This is a genomic window from Streptomyces sp. MMG1533 (assembly GCF_001279775.1).
Lineage (GTDB): Bacteria > Actinomycetota > Actinomycetes > Streptomycetales > Streptomycetaceae > Streptomyces.
In genome coordinates, this window is record NZ_LGDG01000269.1 from 1 (window position 1) to 25,037 (window position 25,037).

21 protein-coding genes are annotated in these 25,037 nt (G+C 71.1%); 9 read left to right on the forward strand and 12 right to left on the reverse strand.

Annotated elements, in window-relative coordinates; all coding sequences use genetic code 11:
- Window positions 1-639: 639 nt before the first annotated feature.
- From pstB to ADK57_RS41205, 11 genes are all read right to left on the reverse strand, one after another.
- Window positions 640-1,416, reverse strand: a complete 777-nt coding sequence (gene pstB / locus ADK57_RS41155) for a phosphate ABC transporter ATP-binding protein PstB (RefSeq protein WP_053754857.1) — start codon at window positions 1,414-1,416, stop codon at window positions 640-642.
- 39 nt (window positions 1,417-1,455) lie between these two features.
- A complete protein-coding gene (gene pstA / locus ADK57_RS41160) occupies window positions 1,456-2,514 on the reverse strand; it encodes a phosphate ABC transporter permease PstA (RefSeq protein ID WP_053754858.1) in 1,059 nt (352 codons plus the stop codon).
- Window positions 2,511-3,521 (reverse strand): phosphate ABC transporter permease subunit PstC, encoded by a 1,011-nt coding sequence (pstC, locus tag ADK57_RS41165; protein ID WP_053754859.1) that lies wholly within the window; start codon window positions 3,519-3,521, stop codon window positions 2,511-2,513. Before pstC ends, pstA begins: the two co-directional genes overlap by 4 nt.
- Window positions 3,522-3,661: 140 nt before the next feature.
- Window positions 3,662-4,786 carry a phosphate ABC transporter substrate-binding protein PstS gene (pstS, locus tag ADK57_RS41170; RefSeq protein ID WP_053754860.1) on the reverse strand — a complete coding sequence of 375 codons (1,125 nt, stop codon included), beginning with the start codon at window positions 4,784-4,786 and terminating at the stop codon, window positions 3,662-3,664.
- 260 nt (window positions 4,787-5,046) lie between these two features.
- Window positions 5,047-5,478: an NUDIX hydrolase gene (locus ADK57_RS41175; RefSeq protein WP_053754861.1), complete on the reverse strand. Its 432-nt coding sequence runs from the start codon at window positions 5,476-5,478 to the stop codon at window positions 5,047-5,049.
- A gap of 45 nt (window positions 5,479-5,523) precedes the next feature.
- Window positions 5,524-6,915: a CHAD domain-containing protein gene (locus tag ADK57_RS41180; protein ID WP_053754862.1), complete on the reverse strand. Its 1,392-nt coding sequence runs from the start codon at window positions 6,913-6,915 to the stop codon at window positions 5,524-5,526.
- Window positions 6,896-9,262 carry an RNA degradosome polyphosphate kinase gene (locus tag ADK57_RS41185; RefSeq protein ID WP_107091777.1) on the reverse strand — a complete coding sequence of 789 codons (2,367 nt, stop codon included), beginning with the start codon at window positions 9,260-9,262 and terminating at the stop codon, window positions 6,896-6,898. Before ADK57_RS41185 ends, ADK57_RS41180 begins: the two co-directional genes overlap by 20 nt.
- A 221-nt stretch (window positions 9,263-9,483) precedes the next feature.
- The gene (locus ADK57_RS41190) at window positions 9,484-10,314 is read right to left on the reverse strand and encodes a hypothetical protein (RefSeq protein ID WP_063786095.1); all 831 of its coding nucleotides are present in this window, start codon (window positions 10,312-10,314) and stop codon (window positions 9,484-9,486) included.
- Complete coding sequence (locus ADK57_RS41195; protein ID WP_107091778.1) at window positions 10,311-11,336, reverse strand: ABC transporter permease; 1,026 nt, start codon at window positions 11,334-11,336, stop codon at window positions 10,311-10,313. The genes ADK57_RS41190 and ADK57_RS41195 overlap by 4 nt, the downstream gene beginning before the upstream one ends.
- Window positions 11,333-12,223: an ABC transporter ATP-binding protein gene (locus ADK57_RS41200; protein ID WP_053754864.1), complete on the reverse strand. Its 891-nt coding sequence runs from the start codon at window positions 12,221-12,223 to the stop codon at window positions 11,333-11,335. The genes ADK57_RS41195 and ADK57_RS41200 overlap by 4 nt, the downstream gene beginning before the upstream one ends.
- Window positions 12,220-12,645, reverse strand: a complete 426-nt coding sequence (locus ADK57_RS41205) for a GntR family transcriptional regulator (RefSeq protein ID WP_053754865.1) — start codon at window positions 12,643-12,645, stop codon at window positions 12,220-12,222. The genes ADK57_RS41200 and ADK57_RS41205 overlap by 4 nt, the downstream gene beginning before the upstream one ends.
- Before the next feature lie 111 nt (window positions 12,646-12,756).
- Between ADK57_RS41205 and ADK57_RS41210 the strand changes: the two genes are divergently transcribed.
- The 5 genes from ADK57_RS41210 to ADK57_RS41230 are packed head-to-tail and all read left to right on the forward strand — an operon-like array spanning window position 12,757 to window position 17,306.
- Window positions 12,757-13,308, forward strand: a complete 552-nt coding sequence (locus ADK57_RS41210) for an RNA polymerase sigma factor (protein ID WP_053754866.1) — start codon at window positions 12,757-12,759, stop codon at window positions 13,306-13,308.
- Window positions 13,309-13,339: 31 nt separating this feature from the next.
- On the forward strand, window positions 13,340-14,176 hold the full coding sequence (locus ADK57_RS41215) for a hypothetical protein (RefSeq protein ID WP_053754867.1): 837 nt from the start codon (window positions 13,340-13,342) through the stop codon (window positions 14,174-14,176).
- Window positions 14,173-15,036 (forward strand): ABC transporter ATP-binding protein, encoded by an 864-nt coding sequence (locus tag ADK57_RS41220; protein WP_053754868.1) that lies wholly within the window; start codon window positions 14,173-14,175, stop codon window positions 15,034-15,036. Before ADK57_RS41215 ends, ADK57_RS41220 begins: the two co-directional genes overlap by 4 nt.
- The gene (locus ADK57_RS41225) at window positions 15,033-16,565 is read left to right on the forward strand and encodes a hypothetical protein (protein WP_063786096.1); all 1,533 of its coding nucleotides are present in this window, start codon (window positions 15,033-15,035) and stop codon (window positions 16,563-16,565) included. Before ADK57_RS41220 ends, ADK57_RS41225 begins: the two co-directional genes overlap by 4 nt.
- A gap of 42 nt (window positions 16,566-16,607) precedes the next feature.
- A complete protein-coding gene (locus ADK57_RS41230) occupies window positions 16,608-17,306 on the forward strand; it encodes a hypothetical protein (protein WP_053754904.1) in 699 nt (232 codons plus the stop codon).
- 426 nt (window positions 17,307-17,732) lie between these two features.
- On the opposite strand, the gene mshD is transcribed toward ADK57_RS41230, so the two are convergent.
- On the reverse strand, window positions 17,733-18,659 hold the full coding sequence (gene mshD / locus ADK57_RS41235; protein ID WP_053754869.1) for a mycothiol synthase: 927 nt from the start codon (window positions 18,657-18,659) through the stop codon (window positions 17,733-17,735).
- A 158-nt stretch (window positions 18,660-18,817) separates the two neighbouring features.
- On the opposite strand from mshD, the gene ADK57_RS41240 reads away from it, so the two are divergent.
- The 4 genes from ADK57_RS41240 to ADK57_RS41255 all read left to right on the forward strand — a co-directional run bounded on the left by ADK57_RS41240 (window position 18,818) and on the right by ADK57_RS41255 (window position 25,029).
- Window positions 18,818-20,632 (forward strand): bifunctional metallophosphatase/5'-nucleotidase, encoded by a 1,815-nt coding sequence (locus tag ADK57_RS41240; RefSeq protein ID WP_053754870.1) that lies wholly within the window; start codon window positions 18,818-18,820, stop codon window positions 20,630-20,632.
- Window positions 20,633-20,773: 141 nt separating this feature from the next.
- On the forward strand, window positions 20,774-21,928 hold the full coding sequence (locus ADK57_RS41245; protein WP_053754871.1) for a DUF2993 domain-containing protein: 1,155 nt from the start codon (window positions 20,774-20,776) through the stop codon (window positions 21,926-21,928).
- 621 nt (window positions 21,929-22,549) lie between these two features.
- The gene (locus ADK57_RS41250; protein ID WP_053754872.1) at window positions 22,550-24,298 is read left to right on the forward strand and encodes an ABC transporter ATP-binding protein; all 1,749 of its coding nucleotides are present in this window, start codon (window positions 22,550-22,552) and stop codon (window positions 24,296-24,298) included.
- Between the two features lie 233 nt (window positions 24,299-24,531).
- Entirely contained in the window at window positions 24,532-25,029 is a 498-nt protein-coding gene (locus tag ADK57_RS41255) for a hypothetical protein (RefSeq protein ID WP_234390570.1), read from the forward strand.
- Window positions 25,030-25,037: the final 8 nt, after the last annotated feature.

Sequence of the window (25,037 nt, forward strand, 5' to 3'; positions counted from 1 at the left end):
GCCGCGGGATGTGGCGCCGGACGGGCTGGATGATGCCGGCCGGCGTGGCAGGGGGTGCCCCCAGCGGGTGGGTGGGGGTTTGGGATGGTTGATCCCGTTCTCCAACTTCGGGTCGGCCGCGGGATGTGGCGCCGGACGGGCTGGATGATGCCGACCGGCGTGGCAAGGGGTGCCCCCAGCGGGTGGGTGTGGGTTTGGGATGGTTGATCCCGTTCTCCAGCATCGGGCGGGCCGCGGGATGTGGCGCCGGACGGGCTGGATGATGCCGGGTCGGCCGCGGGATGGGACCGGGATTGTAAGGTCCCGCCCGCACACCGCCCGGGTCACGGTCATGTGACCGGCGTCGCAAGGCGGATGCTCCCGCACCCGCGTACGGCGGCAAGGGGACGTGTCGGGGGGTGTCCGCCCGCAGCGGTTGGCGCGTCAACGCGTTCGCCCCCGTGAGAAACCGATTCCGCGCCGTTCCGAGGACGGACACCCCCCGACACGGCCCCGACCCCACCACAACACAAGGCGGCAACGCGCCGCCGCAGGCCTCCAAAGACGACGGGCCCGCCCCCCGGAAACCGGAGGGCGGGCCCTTTCGGCCTCGCGGTGGCACCGCCATGCAGCACCGCGAGGGGTCTCGGAGGTGTCGGATCAGCCGAAGCGGCCGGAGATGTAGTCCTCCGTGGCCTGGACCGACGGGTTGGAGAAGATGCGCTCCGTCTCGTCTATCTCGATCAGCCTGCCGGGCTGGCCGACCGCCGCGAGGTTGAAGAAGGCGGTGCGGTCGGAGACACGGGCCGCCTGCTGCATGTTGTGCGTGACGATGACGATCGTGAAGCGTTCCTTGAGCTCGCCGATCAGGTCCTCGATCGCGAGGGTCGAGATCGGGTCCAGGGCCGAGCACGGTTCGTCCATCAGCAGCACGTTCGGCTCCACCGCGATCGCCCTCGCGATGCACAGGCGCTGCTGCTGGCCGCCGGACAGGCCCGAGCCGGGCTTGTTGAGGCGGTCCTTCACCTCGTTCCAGAGGTTCGCGCCCTTGAGGGACTTCTCGACGACGTCCTGAAGCTCGCTCTTCTTGTAACTGCCGTTCAGGCGCAGACCCGCCGCCACGTTGTCGAAGATCGACATCGTGGGGAAGGGGTTGGGACGCTGGAACACCATGCCGACCTCGCGGCGTACGGACACCGGGTCGATGCCGTGGCCGTACAGGTCCTCGTCGTCCAGGAGCACCTTGCCCTCGACGCGGCCGCCCGAGGTGACCTCGTGCATACGGTTCAGCGTGCGCAGGAACGTCGACTTGCCGCAGCCGGAGGGGCCGATGAAGGCCGTCACCGAGCGCGGCTCGACCGTCATCGAGATGTCCTCGATCGCCTTGTGGGATCCGTAGTAGGCGGTGAGCCCGCTTACGTCGATTCGCTTGGCCATGATTGCTTCACTTCCAGAGAGTCGGTCGCCGAGGCCGCGTCAGCGACCGGTCTTCGGGGCCTTCCAGCGGGCGATGCCGCGGGCCCCCAGGTTCAGGATCATCACGAAGGCGATCAGCGTCAGCGACGCCGCCCAGGCGCGGTCGTACGCCGCTCCGGAACCCGCGCTGTTCGCGTACTGCTGATAGATGTACAACGGCAGCGACGCCTGCGCACCCTCGAAGGGGTTGGCGTTGATGAACGGGTTCCCCCATACCAGGAGCAGTACGGGAGCCGTCTCGCCCGCGATACGGGCGATCGCCAGCATGATGCCGGTGGTGATGCCGCCGATGGAGGTCGGCAGGACCACCTTCAGGATCGTGCGCCACTTCGGGACGCCCAGTGCCAGGGAGGCCTCGCGCAGCTCGTTCGGGACGAGCTTGAGCATCTCCTCCGTGGAGCGGACGACGACCGGCATCATCAGGATCGCGAGCGCGAGCGAGCCGGCGAAGCCGAAGGGCTCCAGATCGAGCATCAGCATCAGGCTGAGGATGAACAGACCGGCGACGATCGACGGGATACCGGTCATCACGTCGACGAAGAACGTGATGGCCCGGGAGAGGTTGCCGCGCCCGTACTCCACGAGGTAGATCGCGGTGAGCACGCCGATCGGCGCACCGATCAGCGTGGCGAGGCCGACCTGCTCCAGGCTGCCGAGGATGGCGGCGTAGATGCCGCCGCCCGGCTCGGTGTCGGCGACGACCCCCATGGAGTGGGTCAGGAAGTAGACGTCGAGGACCTTCACACCGCGCGCGACGGTCACCCAGACCAGGGAGACCAGCGGGACCACGGCGAGCAGGAAGGCCACCCAGACCAGCGAGGTCGCGATGCGGTCCTTGGCCTGGCGGACGCCCTCGACGCGGGCGGCGATGACGTACGTACCGATGACGAAGAGGATCGCGGCGATCAGGCCCCACTGGATGCGGCTGTCGAGGCCGCCGGCCAGGCCGATGCCGACCGCGACGGCGACGGAGCCGGCGGCGATGGCGTACGGGGACCACTTCGGGAGGCGGGCGCCCTGCAGCGTGCTGGGCTGCTTGTCGGCGAGTGCGGTGCTCATGCGTTGGCCCCCGAGTACTCCTTGCGGCGGGCGATGATCGCGCGGGCCGCGCCGTTGACCAGCAGGGTGATGACGAACAGAACGAGACCGGAGGCGATGAGCGCGTCACGGCCCTGTTCGGTGGCCTCACCGAACTTGCTGGCGATGTTCTGGGCGAAGGTGCCGCCGCCCGGGTCGAGCAGGCTGGTCTGGATGTCGAAGGTCGGGGAGAGCACGGTGGCGACGGCCATCGTCTCGCCGAGGGCGCGGCCGAGGCCGAGCATCGAGGCGGAGATCACGCCGGAGCGGCCGAAGGGCAGGACGGCCATGCGGATGACCTCCCAGCGGGTGGCGCCGAGGGCGAGGGCCGCTTCTTCGATCATCAGCGGGGCCTGGCGGAAGACCTCGCGGCTCACGTTGGTGACGATCGGCAGGATCATGATCGCGAGCAGGATGCCGACCGTGAGCATCGACCGGGGGGCGCCGCCCTCCCAGGAGAAGATCCCGGTCCAGCCGAGGTACTGGTCCAGCCAGCCGAAGAGGCCGTTCATGTGCGGTACGAGGATCAGCGCGCCCCACAGGCCGTACACGATGGACGGCACGGCGGCGAGCAGGTCGACCACGTAGGCGATGGGACCGCTCAGCCGGCGGGGGGCGTAGTGCGAGAGGAACAGCGCGATGGCGACGGCGATCGGGACCGCGATGACCATGGCGATGATCGAGGAGACCACCGTGCCGAAGGCCAGGACCGCGATGCCGAACTTCGGCGGGATGGCGGTGGCGTTCCACTCGAAGGTGGTGAGGAAGTTGGCCTCGTCCTTGCTGATCGCGAGGGAGGCGCGGTAGGTGAGGAAGACCGCGATCGCGGCCATGATCACCAGCAGCAGGATGCCCGAGCCGCGGGAGAGACCGAGGAAGATCCGGTCACCGGGTCGGGTGGCACCGCGGGCCGCGCGCTTCTGCTCGGCCGCGGTGGGCGGCTCGGGAGTGGGAGGAGGAGCTTCGGTGTTCTTCGTGGTTATGTCCATCGGGTTCTCCGGTCTGCGGAGCCGTACGCGCCGTACGGCCCAGTGGAGCCGTTCGCGGTCTGCGGCGGCTCCTGGCGGCGGTGCACCGGACGGTGCGGTCCGGTCCGGGGTTCGAGGCCCTGGACCGGACCGCACTCAGATCAGCTCAGGCCCTCGATGGTGGTGCGGACCTTGGCGATGATGTCGGCGGGGATGGGCGCGTAGTCGTTCTCGGCGAGGATCTTCTGGCCGTCCTCGGAGGCGATGTAGCGCAGGAACGCCTTGGTGGCGGGCAGGGTGTCGGCCTTGTTGCCCTTGTCGCAGGCGATCTCGTAGGTGACCAGGACCATCGGGTAGGCGCCGTCGGCCTTGGTCGCGTAGTTCAGCTGCAGCGAGAGGTCCTTGCCGGTGCCGACGACCTTGGCGTCCGCGATGGCCTTGGTGGCGTTGTCGACGGTGGCCTCGACCGGGGCGGAGGCGCCGGTGTCGAGGGCGACCGTCTTGATGCCGTCCTTGGCGTACGACAGCTCGAAGTAGCCGATGGCGCCGTTGGTCTGCTTCACCTGCTGGGCGACACCGGAGGACTGCGGAGCGGACTGGCCGCCCTTGGCCTGCCAGGCCTTGCCGCCCTCGTAGGGGAAGTCGCTCTTGGCGGTGGCGATCAGGTACTTGGTGAAGTTGTCCGTGGTGCCGGACTCGTCCGAGCGGTGGAACGCCTGGATCTTGAGGTTGGGCAGTTCGACGCCCGGGTTCAGCTTCTTGATCGCCTCGTCGTTCCAGTTGGTGATCTCGTTGTTGAAGATCTTGGCGAGGGTCGGGGCGTCCAGGGTGAGCTTGTCGACGCCGGAGACGTTGAAGCCGACCGCGATCGGGCCGCCGACCATCGGGAGGTCGATGCCCTGGCCGCCGGAGCAGACCTGCTTGGAGGCGGTGACCTCTTCGGGCTTCAGCGCGGAGTCGGAGCCGGCGAAGGCCACCTGGCCCTGGGTGAACGCGGTGACGCCGGCGCCGGAGCCGCCGCCCTTGTAGTTGATCTGCACGCCGCAGGCGGCGGAGAACTGCTTGACCCAGGCGTCGATCGCGTTCTTCTGCGCGGAGGAGCCGTCGGCGAGGAGCTGACCCTTGGCGTCGTCACACTTGATGTTGCCGGCCGCCGCGGTCGACGCGGCGCTGCTGTCCCCGCCGGTGCCGGTGTCGTCGGAGCCGCACGCCGTGAGGGCCAGGGCGCCGGAGACGGCGAGAGCACCGAGGGTGAGGGCCCGCCGGTTCATGCGCTGAAGCTTCACTTGAGGGAGTTCCTTCCAGGAGCCGCCGTCCTGAACCGGCGGCGTGCGAAGTCCGTGTGATGCGGCCACGTGTTCGAGGCGCTTTTCGGTTAAGTCTTCGAGGTGCGTCGTCGAAGTCCGTTCCGCACCGCGTAAGGCTGAAATTAGGCAGAACAGGTGAAGGCGCCGAAGGCCATAAATGAACGGGGGGTGAACCCCTGAGGACGGTGCGGTGAGGTCACGGAACGCTTACGTCGAGGACACGGAGTGATTCCGGCCGACTATGCCAGGCGGAGGGCCTGGAGCAGGGCGTCGACCAGGGTCCGGTCCCTCGCCTGGGTCAGGCGGTTCCGGGCGGCCACCGGGGGGAGCCAGAGGATGCGGTCCACCTCGTCGTTCGGGGTGAAGACGCCGGCCGTGGCCTCGGCCGCCCAGTAGCGGACCTCCTTGGCGCGGCCGTTCGCCATGTAGCAGACGGTGGGCAGCCGGGAGCCGGGTGCGGCCCGGTGGCCCGTCTCCTCCTCGACCTCGCGCAGGGCGCCGGCCAGGTGGTCCTCGCCGCGTTTCAGCTTGCCCTTGGGGTGCGACCAGTCGTCGTACTTCGGCCGGTGGACGAGACAGACCTCCAGCTCGCCGTCGACCGGGGAGCGGCGCCACAGGACGCAGCCGGCCGCCTGGACCGGGGGTTCCGTGGCTTCGTTCGCCTGGATCATCGGTGTCACCGCCTCCATGAGGAGATGGGTCAGGGACGAGACGGGTCAGGGCGTGCCGACCGCCTGCTTCTGCCACGACTGCTGGAACGCGAAGCGGGCCGCCTCCACCTCGTGCCGCTGGTCGGCGTGGAGCACGCCGAGGGCGTAGGCCGTCGCCGGGGCGATACGGGGGGTACGGGCTGCCTGGGCCGCAGCTGCCGCCGCCTCCGAGGCGTCGCGATGGCGGTCCAGGGCCTGTCCCGCGGTGAGCAGCCGGACGTCGACGGGCGCTCCCCCGATCTCGGCTGCGCTCGAGCCCCCATGGCCGTCGAGGACCTCGCGGGCGTAGCGGTGCAGGCGCAGGAGGAGGCGGACCTGGTGCCAGGGGGCGTCCTGGGGGTGCGGGGCCGGGTCCGGGGAGAGGCCGTGGATCAGGGCCTGCGCGTTGTAGGGGTTGCCGGCGGTGACGAGGGGCAGGGCTGCGATCGCGTCCGTGAGGCGTTCCTCGGCGGCGGCGGCGAAGGGGTACAGGGCGGTGGTGGTCGCGGTGGCGGTGAGGGGGACCTCGCTGGCGAGTAAGGCGATGCTGTCGGCGACCGCGTGGAAGCGGGAGGAGCCGAGGGCCTGGAGGGCGGTGCTGTGGGCCCGGGTCCGGGCGAGGGTGAGCTGCCGCTCGAGCAGGGCGCCCGCCTTTGCCGCACCCACCGTCAGGTTGCCGCGGTCCGGTGCGGGGGCCGGGAGCGCCGAGGGCCCGGCGTTGCCGGGTTCCTCCCCCAGTGCCTTGAGGGCCTGGGAGGTGCCCCCAGTGCCCACCCGTTCCGCCCCGGCGGAACGGGTGGGCACAGCTGCGCGGGCGGCGGGAGCGGTGCCCGCGGCTGCGCGCGCTGTAGCGGAGGGGGTGCCTTTGGCCGCGCCTGCCGAAGTGGTGTCCGCAGCGGTGCCCCCTGGAGCGGTGTCCGCCGCGGAGCCGCCCGCAGCCGACCCCGCGGGAAAGCCGCCGCCCCTGGAGCCCCCGGAGGAGCGCCCCGTGGCCGTGCCGAGCGTGCCGGTCATGTTCGGCGACTGGGCCGGGGCCGGAAACACCGCCCCCGACAACCGGTGCAGCGCCAGCAGCAGGCGGTCCAGTCGGGCCCCGTACGCGTGCTCCATCGCCAGCGTCCCTGACAGCCACGACAGCTCGGGGCGCACGGCGTCCGACCAGTCGGCGTCGAGGAGGGGGCGGAAGGTGTGCAGGCTGCCGCTGATGCGGCGGACCGAGCGGCGTAGGGCCCGGGCCGCGTCGACGGAGTCCTCCGCGCCGTTCGCGCCGGCTGCCGTGCCGCCGGTCTCGCGGTGCAGCCGTAGCGCGCGGAGGAACTCCGTGGCCTGGGCCCGCAGGTAGCCCGCGAGGGCTTCCCCGGTGACCGGCCCGGCGTGCCTGGACTGGGGGTCCGTCGGGTCAAGGTGTTGCTGTGCCACGCCGGCGCCTCCGGGCGTCTATGAGCATCTCCTGGACGTTGCGCAGGGGCTGACCGTCCGCGTCGGTCGCGTGCCGGGTCCACTCGCCGTCCGGGCCGAGGTGCCAGGACGCGGTGGTGTCGGACATGCCCGTCTCCAACAGCCGGTTCAGGGCCGCCCGGTGGGCCGGGTCGGTGACCCTCACCAGTGCCTCGATACGGCGGTCGAGGTTGCGGTGCATCATGTCGGCGCTGCCGATCCACACCTCGGGCTCGCCGCCGTTGCCGAAGCCGAACACACGGGAGTGTTCGAGGAAGCGGCCGAGGATCGAGCGGACCCGGATGTTCTCGGACAGGCCCGCGACGCCGGGGCGGACCGCGCAGATGCCGCGCACCCAGACGTCGCACGGCACGCCCGCCTGGGACGCGCGGTACATGGCGTCGATGATCGCCTCGTCCACCATCGAGTTGACCTTGATGCGGACGAAGGCGGGGCGTCCGGCACGGTGGTGCTGGACTTCCTTGTTGATCCGCGCGATCAGGCCGTCCCGGAGGGACTTGGGGGCGACGAGGAGGCGGCGGTAGGTCTCCCGGCGGGAGTAGCCGGAGAGACGGTTGAAGAGGTCCGAGAGGTCCGCGCCGACCTGCGGGTCGGCCGTGAGCAGGCCCAGGTCCTCGTACAGCCTCGCCGTCTTCGGGTGGTAGTTGCCCGTGCCGACGTGGCTGTACCGCCGTAGCGTGTCGCCCTCCTGGCGGACCACCAGGGACAGCTTGCAGTGGGTCTTCAGGCCGACCAGGCCGTAGACGACATGGCAGCCCGCCTCCTCCAGCTTGCGCGCCCACTTGATGTTGGCGTGCTCGTCGAAGCGGGCCTTGATCTCCACCAGGACGAGGACCTGCTTGCCGGCCTCGGCGGCGTCGATGAGCGCGTCGACTATGGGGGAGTCGCCGGAGGTCCGGTACAGGGTCTGCTTGATGGCGAGGACGTCCGGGTCGTCGGCCGCCTGCTGCAGGAAGGCCTGGACCGACGTCGAGAAGGAGTCGTACGGGTGGTGCAGCAGCACGTCCCGGGTGCGCAGCGCGGCGAATATGTCGGCCGCGGACGCCGACTCGACCTCGGCCAGGTCGCGGTGGACACCGGCGATGAACTTCTTGTACTTCAGCTCGGGCCGGTCGAGGGAGGCGATGCGGAAGAGGCCCGTGAGGTCCAGGGGACCGGGGAGCGGGTACACCTCCGCCTCGCTGATCTTCAGCTCGCGGACGAGGAGGTCGAGCACCTCGCGGTCGATGGACTCCTCCACCTCCAGGCGCACCGGCGGCCCGAAGCGGCGCCGCATGAGTTCCTTCTCCAGGGCCTGGAGGAGGTTCTCGGCGTCGTCCTCCTCGACTTCGAGGTCCTCGTTGCGGGTGAGGCGGAAGGCGTGGTGCTCCAGGACCTCCATGCCCGGGAACAGCTCCTCCAGGTGGGCGGCGATGACGTCCTCGATGGGGACGAATCGGCCCGGGGAGCTCTCCAGGAAGCGGGACAGCAGCGGCGGCACCTTGACGCGGGCGAAGTGGCGATGGCCGGTGACGGGATTGCGTACGACGACGGCCAGATTGAGGGACAGCCCGGAGATGTACGGGAAGGGGTGCGCCGGGTCGACCGCCAGCGGGGTCAGCACCGGGAAGATCTGGTGGCGGAAGAGGGTGAACAGGCGGGCCTGTTCCTTCTCCTGGAGCTCGTTCCAGCGGACCAGGTGGACGCCCTCCTCGGCCAGCGCGGGGGCGATGTCCTCGTGGTAGCAGGCGGCGTGCCGGGCCATGAGCTCACGCGAGCGGGCCCAGATCATCTCCAGGACCTCGCGGGGCTGGAGGCCGGACGCGGACCGGGTGGCGACACCGGTGGCGATACGGCGCTTCAGACCGGCCACCCGGACCATGAAGAACTCGTCCAGGTTGCTGGCGAAGATCGCGAGGAAGTTCGCCCGCTCGAGAAGGGGGGTGTTCGGGTCCTCGGCGAGTTCGAGGACCCGCTCGTTGAACGCGAGCCAGCTGCGTTCCCGGTCGAGGAAACGGCCCTGTGGAAGCTGGGGCCCGTCGAACGGCGACTCCTCGTACGCGTCGAGGTCGGCGTCGATGTCGGGTTCCAGGTCGGAGACGGCCGCCGCGACGGTGTGCGGGCGGTGCGCGGCTATGGAACCCACGGAGGGCTGGGCGTGCTGGACCTGTGCCTGGGCGTTTGGCTGGCTCATAGCCCCATTGTTCCGCGCCACGAGTGATACAGGCGCGTCGGACAGTGCGGGAGGGAGCGTGGCGGCAACGCCGGCGTCCCCGTTCCGCGCGATTCCCTCGGGGGGCGGCGAAGGCTCTGGCACGACGGGCTTCATCCACCGAGCCTCGCAAGCCTGTCTGAACCAATGGTTACGGCGACATGGCGTGTGGGACACCGGGGCACGGCTCGCGGGCGTCTGCGCAGGGCGACGCACGCCTCGACCGTACGTCCCTCCGTACGTCCCGCCCCCGCGGAGGGACGCGCGGAGGGACGCGCGGAGGGACGTACGGAGGGACCCCGTACGGGAGGGACGTGCGGAGAGACGTACGGTCCGGTTCAGCGGGTGCGGCGGCGCAGCAACCAGAAGGCGGCGGCGGTGGCGGCAGCGGTGACGGCGAGCAGGATGCCGGTCTCGATCAGGTGCATGGGCCAGAAGTGGGACGGGGGGTGATAGCGGCCGGTGTCCGCCTGCCACCAGTTGTTCGGCACCTCGGACCGCCCGGCGGACGCCCGCGTCACCGTCGGCCAGAAATCCTCCCGGCGCCGCTCCAGGTACTGGTTGAGCACCACCATCACGGCGACCGCCACGCCGAGCGCCGGCAGTGAGCGGCGCAGTACGAGCGCGGTGAGCGTGCCGACCGCGAGCGCGCACAGGCCGTACGCCACCACCGCCGGGCCGTGGGCGGCGAACACGTCGGAGAAGGTCCAGTCGTCGCCCATCAGGTCCCGGTTCGCCGACCAGGCCCATCGGTAGACCGGGACGAAGACCGCGCCGCCGAGGACGATCAGCAGTGCGGGCAGTGCGAGTTTGACGGCCAGCCAGCGGGTCGGCGTCACGCCCTGCGTCCAGGCGAGCCGTGCGGTGCCGCTCTCCAGCTCGCGGCCGATCAGAGAGCCGCCCGCCCAGGCGGCGACGGCCCAGAAGCTGTAGTAGACGAGCGTGCTGATCCAGCCCGTCGGCCCGCTGTAGTCGAGGCTGGCCCAGACGGCGTCGCAGACGCCGATGCTCCGGGGGCAGCTGTGCACCGCGGCGCGCGCCGAGGCCGCGGTGACCTCGTTCAGCCACACCAGCCAGGCGACGGCGGCGAGGACGAAGAGCACCCACACGATCCCCGCCGTGCGGTGCAGCCGCAGCACCGTGCGGGCCAGACCCCTGGCGGCGGTCATACGGCGGCCCCCCTGCGGTCGGCGGTCCGGTGCCGCAGCACGCGGAACACCAGGGCGGTCAGCAGCGCGGTGACGGCGAGAAGGACGGCGGTCGCCATGAACTTGAGGGGCCAGGAGTGGGACTCGGGGTGGTAGTCCCGGTAGAAGCTGACGGCGCCGAGATGGTCGAAGAGCCTGCTGCACGAGGGGTCGATGCTGCTGCCGCAGTACTGGGGGATGTCGAGGCGGTCGCCGTCGGCGGTGAGCAGGCCCTCGGCGATGGTGATGCCGGAGCCCGACGGGCCCTCCCGCAGGCTGCTGACGTGGGTGACGGTCGGCCACAGGCGGGGCAGGGCCAGGATGAAGAGTCCGATCCACAGCACGCCCGTGGCGCAGGCCGAGCCGATCAGTGCGGCGAGGGACCGGCCCAGCAGCAGGCCCAGGAGGGCGCCGGAGGCCAGGCCGGCCAGGGCGAGGGCGACGACCACGGGGCCGCCCGCGTAGAGGGCCTCGATGCTGTACCAGGGCTTGACGTTGTCGACGCGGCCCTGGCCCGCCGACCACGCCAGGTGGTGGAGCAGGGTCAGCAGAGCCGTTCCGGCCGTGACCAGGGCCGCCGGGAGAGCGAGCTTCGCGGCGAGCCAGCGCGTGGGGGAGACGCTCTGGGTCCAGGCGAGCTGTGCGGTGCCGGTCTCCAGTTCGCGGCCGATCAGCGAGGCGCCCGCCCAGGAGGCGACCAGGAACGGCAGCACGAGGACGGCGTAGCTCGTGTACAGGGAGACGTCCTTGTAGCGGAGGATCGACTCCTGGTCGTACGTGCACACCTCCGTCCGGCATGCCCCCCACTGCTGCCAGGCCGCCGCCGAGGCGTCGGTGAGCGGGCCCCCGAGCCACAGCAGCAGGGCGGCGAGGACGACGACCAGGCCCGTCCAGAGGCACAGGGCCGGACGGTGCAGGCGCAGCAGCCAGCGGAGCTGGCGCGGTGGTGCGGCGGGGGCGGGAGCCGGTACCGCGGTCGGGGTGGACGTGGTCAGAGTGCTCACGCGGCGTTCTCCTCGAGCTCGACCGGGGTCGGGGTCGGCGCTTCGGGGTTGCGCAGGTGCGCGAGGACCAGCTCCTCCAGGGAGAGGCGGCCGTCGGTGCGCCAGTCGTCGGGGAGCGGTCCCGCCGGGCGGATCAGAGCGGTGAGCTGGCGGCCGGTGGTGCGGGACTCGACGACCGTGTGCGGGGCGAGGTCGGTCTCCGCGGGGGCCGACACGCGCGCGTGGGCGGCGAGCAGATCGTCGATCTCACCGGACAGACGGACCCGGCCGCCGCCGATCAGCATGAGGTGGTCGCAGGAGTCCTCCAGTTCGGCGACGACGTGCGAGGACATCACGATGGTGGTGCCGTGCTCGGCGGCCCGCGCCATCAGGACGCCCATCAGCTCGTGCCGGGCCAGCGGGTCGAGGTCGGCCATCGGCTCGTCCAGGAGCAGCAGTTCGGGCCGCTTGGCGAGGGCGAGGGCGAGTGCGACGCGGGTGCGCTGGCCGCCGGAGAGGGTGCGGATGCGGGACTTGGGGTTCAGCTTGCCGTCGGCCACGATCCGCTCGGCGGCGGACGCGTCCCAGTGGCCGGGGTTGAGGTCGGCGCCCATGCGCAGCGTCTCGGCGACGGTGAGCTGCGGGTACAGCGGCTTGTCCTGGCCGACGAAGCCCACGCGTGCGCGTGCCTCGCCCGGAGTCGTCCCGAGGACGGTCACCGTGCCCTCGCTCGGGGCCAGCAGGCCGGCGGCGAGGGCGAGCAGGGTGGACTTGCCCGCCCCGTTGGGGCCGACGACGGCGCAGACTCGGCCGGCGGGCAGCCGGAAGGTGCACTCGCGCAGCGCCCAGCCGCCTCGGCGGCCGAAGCGCTTGCCGAGCGCGGCCGCGGCTATCGCCGTGTCGGTCATGACGGGTCTCCTTGGTTGTGCCTGTCCCGGTGGGGCTCTGCGGGCGGCTGAGCGAAGTGCTTTTCGAGTACGGCGGTGAAGAGCGCGGCCACGTCCTCGCGGTCGAGGCCGGCCTCGCGGGCCCCGGCCGTCCACGCGTCCAGCTCGGTGGCCAGGGGCGAGTCGGCCGGGGTGGTGTTCAGCGCGCGGCGCACGAACGTGCCGAGGCCCCGCCGCGCCTCGACCAGTCCCTCGCGCTCCAGCTCGCGGTAGGCCTTCAGCACGGTGTTCGGGTTGATGGCGGTGACTTCGACGACCTCTCTGGCCGTCGGCAGCTTGTCGCCCGGCTCCAGCAGGCCCAGGCGCAGGGCCTGTTTGGTCTGCTGGACGATCTGGACGTACGTGGCGACGCCGGAGTGCCGGTCGATGCGGTACTCGACCACGCGTTCAACCACCCTTTCACTAATTGAGTAGTGAAAGGGTGGTGGAAGAGGCGTCGGAAAGTCAAGCGTGATTGCGTGAACCGATCGACCGGGCTCGTCCGATGAGGAGACGTGAGCGAAACGAGAAGCGACGGGGAGCTGCTGCGGGCCATCGCGGCGGACGGGGACCGGCGCGCCTTCGAGGAGCTGTACCGGCGGTTCGCGCCGTGGCTCACCGCGCGGCTGCGCGGCCGCTGCTCCGACGCCGGGGTTGTCGACGACGTCGTACAGGAGACGTTCCTGGCGGTGTGGCGGGGAACTGCCCGCTACCGCGAGGAAGGGCATGCCTCGGACGCTGCCGGATGGCTGTGGCGGATCGGCTCGCGGCGGCTGGTCGACGCGCTGCGCGGCGACGGGGCGCGGGGGCGGCTCAGGCAGGCGCTGGCGCGGCTGCGGCACCGGGACGAGGCGTCGGCGGAGGAGCGCGTGCTCGCGGGGGTGGAGCACGGGGACCTCGCGGGCGCGCTCGTCCGGCTCTCGCCCGAACTGCGCGCCGTGCTCCAGGCGACGGTCATCGACGGGCTGACCACCCGGGAGGCGGCCGTCCTCCTCGGCATCCCGCCGGGCACGGTCAAGACGCGGGCGATGCGGGCCCGGAAGCAGTTGCGGGAGGCGCTGGCATGAGGACGAACCGACGAGAGCGGGAGGTGGCGGCATGACCTGGCATGTGTCCGAGGAGGATCTACGGGCCTACGCCCGGGGCGAGTTGGCGCCCCCGGTCCTCTGGTCCGCCGACGCCCACCTCACCGCCTGTGCGCAGTGCAGGGGCGTGCTCGCCGACGTCAGCGACCCCGTCGCCCTCGACGCGGGGTGGGAGCGGCTCGACGCCGAACTCGACGCACCCCGGCCGGGGTTGTTCGAGTCGCTGCTGATCCGGCTCGGGGTCGCCGACCACATCGCGCGGCTGCTCGCGGCCACGCCGGTGCTGCGCGGCTCCTGGCTGGGCTCGGTCGTCGCCGTGCTGCTGATGACCGTCGCCGTGGCCAACACCAGCCCCGATGCCGGCACGCCCACGCTGTTCCTCGCGCTCGCGCCGCTGCTGCCGCTCGCCGGGGTCGCGCTGTCGTACGGACCCGCGCTGGACCCGACGTACGAGATGGCCGTCGTCTCGCCGACGCACGGCTTCCGGCTGCTGCTGATCCGCACGGTCGCCGTACTCGTCACCGGCCTCGGCCTCAACGGCCTCGCCACGCTCGCGCTCCCCGGGTACGGGCTGCGCGCCCTCGCCTGGCTGCTGCCCGCGCTCGCCCTCACCGCGACCGGGCTGGCGCTCACCCCGAGGCTGGGGCCGGTGCTCGCGCCCGCCCTGGTCGGCGGGTCCTGGGTCGCGCTGCTGCTGACGGCGCACGCGCAGCAGGCGGCCGACGGCGATCCGCTCGCACCGTTCACCGCGGCCGGGCAGGGCGTGGCCGCGGCGGTCGCCGCGCTCGCCGCCGGGCTGCTCTTCCTTCTTCGTGACCGCTTCGACCTCTTCAACGGGAGTGCCGTATGACCCCCACCGTCTCCGCCTCCGGGCTGAGCCTCCGCTTCGGCGGTACCCGCGCCCTCGACGACGTGTCGCTGCGGCTGACCCGGGGCGTCACCGGGCTGCTCGGGCCCAACGGGGCAGGAAAGACCACCCTGTTGCGGGTACTGGCCACGGCCGTGCCGCCGGACCGGGGGGCGTTCACCGTGCTCGGGAACGACCCGGGCACCTCGCGCGGACGGCAGGAGGTACGGCGCTCGCTCGGCTATCTGCCGCAGACCCCCGGCTTCCACCCGGACTTCACGGCCTTCGAGTTCGTCGACTACGTGGCGATCCTGAAGGAGCTGACCGACCGGGGCGCCCGCCACCGCGAGGTGCGGCGGGTCCTCGAAGAGGTCGACCTGGGCGACGTACGCGGCCGGCGCATCAAGAAGCTGTCCGGCGGTATGCGGCAGCGGGTCGCGCTGGCGGCCGCACTCGTCGGCGACCCCGGCTTCCTCGTCCTCGACGAGCCGACCGTCGGCCTCGACCCCGAACAGCGCATGCGCTTCAGGGAGTTGATCGCGCAGGCGGGCGAGGGGCGGACCGTGCTGCTGTCCACCCACCAGACGGAGGACGTGGCGATGCTCTGCAACCGGGTCGTCGTCCTGGCCGGCGGCCAGGTCCGCTTCGACGGCACCCCGGCCGAACTGACCGCGCGGGCCGACGGCCGGGTGTGGAGCAGCACGGAACGCGACCCCGGCGCACTGGCCGGCTGGCGCACCGGCACCGGCTCCTTCCGTAACGTCGGCGATCCGCCGCCCGGCGCCGACCTCCTCGAACCCACCCTGGAGGACGGCTACCTGCTCACCCTCGACGGCGCGGGCGCGGAGGTGGCGGCAGCGTGAACACGGTCATGGAACCGACGGCCCCGCCCGTCGTGCACAGCGAGCCGCGCCGGCCATGGGGGGCCGTGATCGCCCTCGCCCGCTTCGAGGCACGCGACCTCCTGCGGTACATCCCGGTGGTGGTCACCCTCCTCGTCTACGTCGGCTACACCCTCTGGACGCTGCTGTCCGAACGCGAGGGCATGGACGCCTTCCCGGCGCTCCAGGACACCGACCGGGGCACGCAGAGCGCGCCCCTGCTCCTCGGCATCGCGCTGCTCGTCTGCGTCAACCGGGCCGCGCTGCGCTCCCGACGGCGCGGCACCGACCGGCACTTCGACGTGCTGGTGATGGAGCCGTGGCGGCGTACGGTCGCGCACGTCCTGTCGGTCGTGCCGTTCGCCGTGCTCACCGCACTGGTCGTGCTGGGCGAGTTCACCTGGCAGGCGCTCAGGCCGGGCGCGGTGGGCCACGGCTCGGTGGCCGAACTCGCCGTCGGACCGCTCTACGTGATGCTGTGCGGCGCCCTCGGCGTGCTGATCGCCCGCCTGGTGCCGACCGTGTTCGCCGCGCCGATCCTGGTGCTCGGCCTGTTCACCCTCGCCACCTTCATCTCCACCGGCACGAGCGACGCCGAGTGGAGCCGCTGGCTGTCGCCGGTCGTCGGCGAGAGCGGCAGCGAGACACTGCCGTCCGACCTGATCGGGCGGCCCGCCGCCTGGCACGCCCTCTACCTGATCGGGCTCGTCCTGCTGGCGGCAACGGCTGCCGTACTGGCCGGCGGCGGCCGGACCCGGCCCGTCAAGGCGGGCCTCGCGGGCGCCCTCGCCCTGACGCTGACCGGCGCGGTCGCGCAGTCCGGGGGCGTCTCGGCCGAGTTGACCGCGGCCCGGGAGCGGGCCACCGTCTCCCCGGAGAAGGAACAGTCCTGCACCCGGCACGGCGCCTCGACGTACTGCGCGTTCCCGGAGTGGACCGGCCGGGCGGGCACCTGGGCGGGCGTCGTCGAGCGGGTCCAGTCCCTCGCGGGCGGCTCGGCGGCCGAGGAGCAGTTGCTGGTACGGCAGCGCTTCGACGCCACGTACGGCCTCAGCGCCGACACTACGGTCGAGCCGTCCACCACGCCCCGCCAGGTCACCGTCGGCACGCGCTGGGGCGGCAACCGCGTCCCGGAGTTCGCCTCCGCCGTCGCCTCCGTGCTGGTCGCGGGCGACGAGGCCAAGGGCGGCGAACTGTGCGACGGGCGCATGGTGACGGTGATGTGGCTGGCCGTGGGAGGCGCCGCCGACCCGAAGACCGACCTTCGGAACGTCCGCCTCGACGACAGCCTCAGCGGCTCGGCGATCGTCCTGACTCCCACCAACTCGCTGTCCATGTCCGCCGGGCAGACGTCTGTGGTCGTCGAGTTGCTGTCGCGGCCGCGCACGGAGGTCACGGCGGCGGTCAAGGAGCACTGGAGCGAGCTGACGGCTCCGGGGGTGACCACGGCTCAGGTGGCCCGGGTACTGGGGACCGAGGTGCCCAAGGGGGACGACGAATGTGAGGCGTGAGAGGTCGTGGCGGTGCGGGGCCGGAGGTCGGGGGTCGTGGTGATGACGGGCGTTGAGGGAGAGCGGCGGGTGCGGGGTGTGAGCGGGGCCTTGGTGTGGGGTGTCGGGCGTACCGTCCCCTGGCGGGCGGTGGGCGCGGGGGCCGTCGCAGGGCTGCTGCTCGCCGGGCTGCCGCGGCTGTTCGACGGACCGCCGGACGCATGGCTGGCGCTCAACCTGCTGCGGGCCGCCGCTCTCGCCTTCGCCCTCGGCCTGGCGTTCCTGCTGGACGACCCCGCCCGGCACCTCACCACGCCCGTCACCACCCGGCGTTGGGTGCGGACGGGGCTGCGGGCGGCGTGGGTCGCGCCGGTGGCGGTGCTCTGGTGGACGGCCGCACTGGCCCTCGTACCGGAGGAGGCACGGCCCCCGGTCGGTGCCGTCACCCTGGAGGCCGCCGCGACCGCAGTCCTGGCCCTGGCCGCAGCCGCGACGGCCGTGCGTCTCGCGGACGAACCCGAGCCGGGCCCGTCCGTGGCGGCCGGCATCCTGACCACGGCGATCCTGGCCCGGCTGCTCCTGCCGCAACGCTGGTCACTGTTCGTACCCACCGCCGACCCGCAGTGGGAGGCCGCCCACCAACGCTGGGCGCTGGTCCTGTCGGCGGCGGTGCTGGTGTGGGGGGCGTGCGGACCGGAGCCGGTGCGACGGTGCCACCTCCTGCGACGCCGCCCCACCGTGGCCGGCCCGTCCGGCGGCTGACGTCCCTGCCCCGTCCCCGGACACCTGAGCCTCCGAACGACCTCCATCTGCCCGACGGTGTCGGGCCTCGGCTGTGCGACCGAGCCGGGTGCTTGGCTGTCCGACGGTGTCGGGCCTCGGCTGTCCGACTGAGTCGGGCCTTGGTCGTCTACCGAGTCGGGCGGTCACTCGTGCACCGAGTTGGGCCCTGAGTCGTCCGTCGAGTTGGGCCTTGAGTCGTCCATCGAGTCGGGCGGGTCACTCGTTCACCGTGTCGGCCCTTGCTCGTTCACCGAGTCCGGCTCTCGGCCGTTCGTCGAGTCGCCCCCCGCTCGTCCGACCGAATCGGCCACCTCTCGGCCGACCGAGTCGGGTGGTGGGTGGGCATAGGCCGGGGGTCTGGGGGCGGAGCCCCCAGCGTGGCCCGTAGCAGCGCCGCCCGCGGCGTCAGGTCTCCGTGCGGTACATCAGGTCCGTTTCGTACGTCACGAACCCCAGCCGCTCGTACACCGACACCGCCGCCTTGTTGTCGGCGTCGACATACAGCATCGCCGTCGGCAACCCCAGCCCCGCGAGGTGCCGCAGCCCCACCGTCGTAAGGGCCTTGCCCAGTCCACCGCCCTGGGCGCCGGGCCGTACGCCCAGGACGTACACCTCCCCGAGCCGTTCCTCCGCGTGGACCTTCGTCCAGTGGAAGCCGACCAGTTCGTCGCCGCGGAAGGCGAGGAAGAAGCCGGAGGGGTCGAACCACGGCTCGGCCTTGCGGTCGTCGAGGTCCCGCTGGGTGAGCGACCCCTGTTCGGGGTGGTGGGCGAAGGCCGCCGCGTTGACCGCGAGCCAGGCCGCGTCGTCGGTGCCGGGGACGAAGGTGCGGACGGTCACGCCCTCGGGGAGCACCGGGTCGGGGAGGTCCATCCCCGCCAACGGGCGTCGCATCTGCCGTAGTTCGCGAAAGAGCGTGAGGCCGAGAACCTGCGACAGGTGCCGCGCGGCGGAGTGGCCGCCGTGCGCCCACACCCGCAGCCGCTTGCCGGACGCGGCGAGGAGGGCCGAGCCGAGCGCCCGCCCATGCCCGTGGCCCCGGTGCGAGGGGTGGACGACCAGTTCGGCGGCGGGCGCCTCCACCGGGTCGGTGTCCTCCAGCTGGGCGTAGCCGACCAGTTCGGCACCCACGGACAGGAGCAGATGGGACACGCCCTCGCGCGGTCCGCCCCGCAACTGCAACCGCCCTTGTTCGGACACCGCCTGCTGCCCGTCGTTCCGGGCGGCCTCCGCGAGCAGCGCGAGCACGGCCTCGGTCCGGTCGGGGGAGAGCGCGGAATGGGTTTCGATCGAGCGGGAGGTGCCGGGCTGTGCGGTGTCGTCGCTGGTCATGCGTACGAGGGTAAGGGGAGGTACCGGCAAAGTGGCGGCAAAGAAGCAACCAGGATGTAACCACGAAACCTCTGTCGCGCTACGCGCGTTGACCCTAGGCTGCGCCGGGACGGGGCCACTTCCTCACCCACTTCCTCACCAGAATCACAGGGGGGCGTATGCCAGCCACATCCCAGTCGCGCCAGCACCGCAGACGTCGTACGTACCGTCTGGTGGCCGCGGCCGCCGGTCTCGCCACCGTCGGCGCGCTGGCGGCCGCGCTGCCGTCGGCGGCGAGCGCGGGCGAGAACAAGGGCAAGCCCGGCGGTCAGGCGCCGGGCCGCTACCAGGACGTACAGCTGCTGTCCTTCAACGACCTGCACGGCAACCTGGAGCCGCCGTCCGGTTCCTCCGGCCGGGTCACCGAGCTCCAGGCGGACGGCACCACCAAGACGATCGACGCCGGTGGTGTCGAGTACCTCGCCACCCACCTGCGCGAGGCCCGTGCGGGCAACAAGTACTCCATCACGGCGGCCGGCGGCGACATGGTCGGCGCCTCCCCGCTGATCTCGGGCCTCTTCCACGACGAGCCCACCATCGAGGCGCTGAACAAGCTCGACCTGGACGTCACGTCCGTCGGCAACCACGAGTTCGACGAGGGCGCCAAGGAGCTGGGCCGGCTGCAGAACGGCGGTTGCCACCCGACCGCCGGCTGCTACACGGACGAGGAGTTCGAGGGCGCCGACTTCCCGTACCTCGCGGCGAACGTCCTGAACGAGAAGACCGGCAAGCCGATCCTCAAGCCCTACTGGGTGTGGAAGAAGAAGGACGTCAAGGTCGGCTTCATCGGCGTCACCCTGGAGGACACCCCGGGCGTCGTGTCCGCCGAGGGCGTCAAGGGCCTCAAGTTCAAGGACGAGGTCGAGACGATCAACAAGTACGCCAAGGTGCTGCAGAAGCAGGGCGTGAAGTCGATCGTCGCGCTGATCCACGAGGGCGGCCTGCCCGCCTCGGCGTCGTACAACTACGACTGCGACTCCCCGGGCGCCGGCGACGGCATCTCCGGCCCGATCGTCGACATCGCCAAGAACATCACCCCGCAGGTCGACGCGCTGGTCACCGGCCACACCCACGCCGCGTACGCGTGCACCATCAACGACCCGTCGGGCAAGCCGCGCACGGTCACCTCGGCCGCGTCCTTCGGCCGCCTCTACACGGACACCACGCTGACGTACGACCGTTGGACGGGTGACATCGCCCGTACGGCCGTGGCGTCCGCGAACCACGTGGTCACGCGGACCGTCCCCAAGGCGACGGACATGACCGAGCTGATCGCCAAGTGGAACACCCTCGCGGCGCCCATCGGCAACCGCCCGATCGGCTACATCTCCGCCGACATACCGAGCACCGGCACCGAGTCCCCGATGGGCGACCTCATCGCCGACGCGCAACTCGCGTACGGCAAGGAGCTCGACCCGGAGACGGACCTCGCGCTGATGAACCCGGGCGGTGTCCGGGCGGGCCTCACCTACGCGGCCAAGGGGACCGAGGGCGACGGCGTGGTGACGTACGCCGAGGGCTTCACCGTCCAGCCCTTCTCCAACACCGTGAACCTCCAGGACTTCACCGGCGCCCAGCTGATCCAGATCCTGAAGGAGCAGGTGAGCGGTTCGAACGCGGCCTCGCCGAAGATCCTGCTGCCGTCGACGGGTCTGACGTACACGCTCGACATGACGAAGTCGGGTGCGGACCGCGTGGTCGCCGACACCGTCAAGCTGAACGGCACGGCCATCGACCCGGCGGCCACCTACCGCGTCGCGACGAACAGCTTCCTCGCGGGCGGCGGCGACGGCATCACCACGCTGGGCCTGGGCACGAACGACCTGGTCGGCGGCGACGACCTGGCGGCCCTGCAGCAGTACCTGACGGCCAACTCGTCGGCCACCAGCCCGATCGCGCCGCCGGTGACGAACCGGATCACGATCGTGCAGTAGTCAGTGAACAGCAGTTCGCGAGCAGCAGTTCGCGAGCGGCAGTCAGTGAGCGGCGGTTTCGCGAGCAGCAGTTCGTGAGCTGAGTCGCATACCTCGGGATGAGGTTGCGGGTGGGGGGCACACGCATGGTCGGATGGATCGATGCACGCCCCCCACCACATATCAACGCATCCCTACGCAGACCTGAACGACCCGTATGAAGTGCCGGGCGGGGACGAGGAGCACTGGTCCCCGCCCCAGCACCGCCGGCGCGGCCGGCGCCGTCCGCGCAGCCGCTTCGCCGGGCTGCCGTTCGCGCTGAAGGCGGTGGTGGGCCTGTTGGTGCTCGCCGCCTTCCTCACCCTCGGCGACCGCTGGGCCGTGCTCTACGCCGAGCACCGGGCGGCGGACGCCCTCAAGGACCGCATGAAGCTGACCGCGGCCCCCGAGGTGGAGATCGACGGCTTCCCCTTCCTGCCCCAACTCATCGACGGGCAGCTGGACTCGGTGAAGGTGACCGTCCCGGACGTGGCGGCCGACCGGATCACGCTGGCCTCGGTGTCGGCGACGGCACACGACATCACGCTCGACGGCGACGGGCCGACCTCCGTACGCGGGGCCCGCGTTCCCGAGCTGCACGGCGACGTCCTGCTCTCCTTCGCCGACATGAACCGTGAACTCGGCGCGTCCCAGGTGACGTTCACGGGCGTCGGCCGAAACCGGATCCTGGCGCGCGGCACGCTGCCGGTCGCCGGTCACGATCTGCGGCTGCGGGCCGACGCCCGCATCGGGCGCGACGGCGACCAGGGCATCGCCACGACGATCGGCGGAATGCGTCTGGACGTGGGGGACCTGGCGACGTACCGGCCCGGCGCCGGTGCCTCGGAGGGCCTGCATCTGACGCCGAAGTCGGCGGGCCGGCTGGCCCGGGAGACGAGCAAGGTGCGGGCGCTGCTCGGGGTCCCGTCGGTCGTACGGCGCATGGGGGTGCCGGACGCGAAGGTCCGCCAGGCACTGGGCAACGACGACAAGCTCGCCGCCCTGACCGGTTCCCCCGACTTCGTCCACCAGGCCATGCGGGTCAACCTCCTGGACCTGACCCTGGCCCACCCCGAGGTGCTCGACCGCCTCGGCTTCGACCCGACGCTCCTCGACGCCCTCTCCCGGCTCACCCGCCCGGTCCTCGTCGACCAGCTCTCCCTCGGCTTCCGGCTGCCCGAGCCGCCCCGGGGTGAGCTCCGGCTGCGGGACGTACGGGTGGAGAAGGACGGCATCAGGGTCCGGCTGGCGGGGCAGGGGCTGGCCTTCGGCGACTGAGGCCGTATTAAAGCCTGTGTGAGTTCTGCTTTGGTTCCGCAGGCCTCCTGAAAAATGCTTTCAGGCTCAATTCATCGATCTCTAAGCGGATTTGGCTTTTCCTGGCTCTCGGATCCCGTAATGTTTTCCATGTCGAAAGCGAACGACATGAAAGCAAAGAAGGAAAGAAGGAGAGTCGCATGAGCTTCCACAAGGTCGCCCCGGTGAAGAAGACCCGCAAGGCTGCCCCGGCGCCCAAGAAGGCCGCACCCAGGAAGGCCGCGCCGAAGCGTCGCCCGGTGGCCCACAAGGGCTGACAAAGCATTCACCTACGTAAATCAAAGTAATTCACAGGTAATTGCAGCAGATCGGTAGAGGGACTGTTGCAGAACCGCAGCAGAAAGGGACACAGACATGAGCTTCCACAAGGTCACCCCCGTGAAGAAGAACCGCAAGGCCGCCCCGGCGCCCAAGAAGGCCGCTCCGAAGAAGGCTGCTCCGAAGCGCCGCCCGGTCGCGCACAAGGGCTGAGGCTCCACGCCACGAGGCGGGGCCACCGGTCGGCGAGCACGACTCGCGCCGGGGGCCCCGCCTCGGCCATGTCCGCCGTACGGAGTCCGCCGTAACCAAAGGGAGTCGACGATGAGGGAAGTCCGCGAGGCCTTCCGCCGTTTCTGGCCGCTGACGCGCGGCGACCGCAGGTGGCTGCTGGCGATCATCGCCTGCGTGGTGGTGTCAGCGCTCGCCGAGACCGCCTCGATCCTGCTGTTCGCGGAGCTCACCGACAACGCCCTGGAGGCCGGCTCGCTCTCCGCCTTCTGGGGCCCGGCCGGAGCCTGGCTGGCCGTTGCCGCGCTCGGCGCGCTGGTCGGCTACCTCGGCAACTCTCTCGCCACCTGGACGGCGGAGAGATTCGTCCTGCGCCTGCGGGCCGGTGTCTTCCGTCATGTCCAGGACCTTCCCCCGCACTTCTTCCAGAAGCACCGTCAGGGCGACCTGGTCGAGCGTCTGACCGGAGACGTGGAGGCCATCGAGCAGATGGTCGTGTCGGGTGTCGTCGGCACGGTCTCCGCCGCCTTCTCCGCCGTCTTCTACGCGGCCGCCGCCTTCTGGCTCCGCTGGGACCTGGCCCTCGTCACCTTTGTTCTCGCCCCCTTCTTCCTCCTCGCCGCCCGTCGCTTCTCCGGCCGCATCAAGGAGGCCTCCCAGGACGAACGGGTCGCCGACGGCGCGATCACGTCGGTGGTCGAGGAGTCCCTCGGCAACGTCGTCCTCACCCAGGCGTACAACCGCCAGGGCGACGAGGCACGCCGCCTCGACCGCGAGGCCCGCGCCTGGATGAGGGCGTCCGTCCGCGGGGCGCGGTTGAGCGAGATGTACGAGCAGTTCGTCGAGGTCGTCGAGACGGTGTGCGTGCTCACGGTGATCGGCCTCGGCGTCTGGGAGATCTCCGCCGACCGCATGACCCTCGGCCAACTCCTCGCCTTCGCCGCCTTCATCGGCTACCTCTACCCCCCGGTCCGCAACCTCGGCCAACTCGGCCTCACGCTCACCGCGGCGACGGCCGGCGCCCAGCGCCTGAACGAGATCCTCGACGCCCAGCCGTCGGTCAAGGACCCCGCCGACCCGGTCCGCGCCTGGCCCGTCCGAGGCTGGGTCGGCTTCCACGGGGTGTCCTTCCGCTACCCGGGTGCGACCCGCGAATCGCTCGACGGCGTGACCTTCACCGCCTCCCCCGGCGAACTGGTCCTCGTCACCGGTGCGAGCGGCGCCGGCAAGTCCACCCTGTCCAAACTCCTCACCCGCTTCTACGACCCGTCGGCGGGCGTGATCACCCTGGACGGCGTCCCGCTCCCGGACGTACCCCTGGAGTTCCTGCGCGAGCAGGTCGCCCTCCTGCCCCAGGAGACGCTGATCCTCAACGGCACCATCCGCGAGAACATCGAGTGCGGCCGCCCCGGCGCTAGCGACGCGGACGTCGAACGGGCCGCCAGGTCCGCCGCAGCGCACGACTTCATCACCGCGCTCCCCCGGGGATACGACACACCGATCGCCCCCGGCACGGCCGCCCTGTCCGGCGGTCAGCTCAAGCGCATCACCATCGCCCGTGCGATGCTCCGCGCCGCCCCGGTCCTGGTCCTGGACGAACCCACCGCCGGCCTCGACTCGGTCGCCGCCCGCCAGGTCGTCCAGCCGCTGCGCCACCTGATGTCCAGCCGCACGACCATCCTGATCACCCACGACCTGAGCCTCGCCCCGGACGCCGACCGCATCCTGGTCGTGGACGACGGGCGGGTGGTGGAGGTCGGTACCCATATGGAGCTGCTCGCGCGGGACGGGGTCTACGCGCGGCTGACTTGTCCGGGTAAACGAACCACCATCGGCGTGTGAAGGTAGTGCAACGAACTTACGGAGGTTTGCTTCTCTGATGTCATTTTCCGGGGTCGGGTTCCATTTCCCCGGTGTGACATAGGGCATGTCCCCTGGCGGCTGGCTGGATTGTGCTGTCGGTTCGATCTCCTGTATCAATTGGGAACGCCAAACCGGATCTTGAGATTCAGGTCCGGAGCGTTTGCGGTTTCTTGACCCGAAACCGCTTCGGTATCTCACGGGGAGACAATCGAATGAACAAGTCCATACGCACGCGCCTGATGTCCGGGGCCGCCACCGCGATCGCGGCGGGTGCCCTCGTACTGACGGCGGCGCCGGCTCACGCCACCTCGGCCTCCACCTCGGTGGGCATCCCGGGTGGCAACAAGGTCACGATCAACGCCTGGCACTGCGGTTTCTACGTGTCCGCCTGTGACTGGAAGGCGTCCACGAAGATGTCCGGGACCAACCCCCGCAAGGCGAAGTGGATCCAGAACCGCACGGAACTGGCTGCTCACGGCATCAGCGTCTCCATCACGATCTCCAAGAACCCCGAGGCCACGCTCACGATGAAGAGCCGGTCCCTGGGTGAGGTGCGTTGGAAGAACACCAACGCCAACATCTCCGACACCTACGGCCAGATGAAGCCGGGCGGCACCACCACGTACGTCTCGACCAAGAGCTGCGGTTCGGCTCAGGTGACCAGCTCGATCAAGGTCAGCGAGAAGTGCGCGTACGCGGGCGCTGCCTGATCTTTCGG

Bases quoted from the DNA above. Each gene is read 5' to 3' on its own strand.
- pstB (WP_053754857.1), bottom strand. From the start codon at position 1,416: ATGGCCAAGCGAATCGACGTAAGCGGGCTCACCGCCTACTACGGATCC.
- pstA (WP_053754858.1), bottom strand. From the start codon at position 2,514: ATGAGCACCGCACTCGCCGACAAGCAGCCCAGCACGCTGCAGGGCGCC.
- pstC (WP_053754859.1), bottom strand. From the start codon at position 3,521: ATGGACATAACCACGAAGAACACCGAAGCTCCTCCTCCCACTCCCGAG.
- ADK57_RS41175 (WP_053754861.1), bottom strand. From the start codon at position 5,478: ATGATCCAGGCGAACGAAGCCACGGAACCCCCGGTCCAGGCGGCCGGC.
- ADK57_RS41185 (WP_107091777.1), bottom strand. From the start codon at position 9,262: ATGAAGCCCGTCGTGCCAGAGCCTTCGCCGCCCCCCGAGGGAATCGCG.
- ADK57_RS41190 (WP_063786095.1), bottom strand. From the start codon at position 10,314: ATGACCGCCGCCAGGGGTCTGGCCCGCACGGTGCTGCGGCTGCACCGC.
- ADK57_RS41200 (WP_053754864.1), bottom strand. From the start codon at position 12,223: ATGACCGACACGGCGATAGCCGCGGCCGCGCTCGGCAAGCGCTTCGGC.
- ADK57_RS41215 (WP_053754867.1), top strand. From the start codon at position 13,340: ATGACCTGGCATGTGTCCGAGGAGGATCTACGGGCCTACGCCCGGGGC.
- ADK57_RS41220 (WP_053754868.1), top strand. From the start codon at position 14,173: ATGACCCCCACCGTCTCCGCCTCCGGGCTGAGCCTCCGCTTCGGCGGT.
- ADK57_RS41230 (WP_053754904.1), top strand. From the start codon at position 16,608: ATGACGGGCGTTGAGGGAGAGCGGCGGGTGCGGGGTGTGAGCGGGGCC.
- mshD (WP_053754869.1), bottom strand. From the start codon at position 18,659: ATGACCAGCGACGACACCGCACAGCCCGGCACCTCCCGCTCGATCGAA.
- ADK57_RS41240 (WP_053754870.1), top strand. From the start codon at position 18,818: ATGCCAGCCACATCCCAGTCGCGCCAGCACCGCAGACGTCGTACGTAC.
- ADK57_RS41245 (WP_053754871.1), top strand. From the start codon at position 20,774: ATGCACGCCCCCCACCACATATCAACGCATCCCTACGCAGACCTGAAC.
- ADK57_RS41250 (WP_053754872.1), top strand. From the start codon at position 22,550: ATGAGGGAAGTCCGCGAGGCCTTCCGCCGTTTCTGGCCGCTGACGCGC.
- ADK57_RS41255 (WP_234390570.1), top strand. From the start codon at position 24,532: ATGAACAAGTCCATACGCACGCGCCTGATGTCCGGGGCCGCCACCGCG.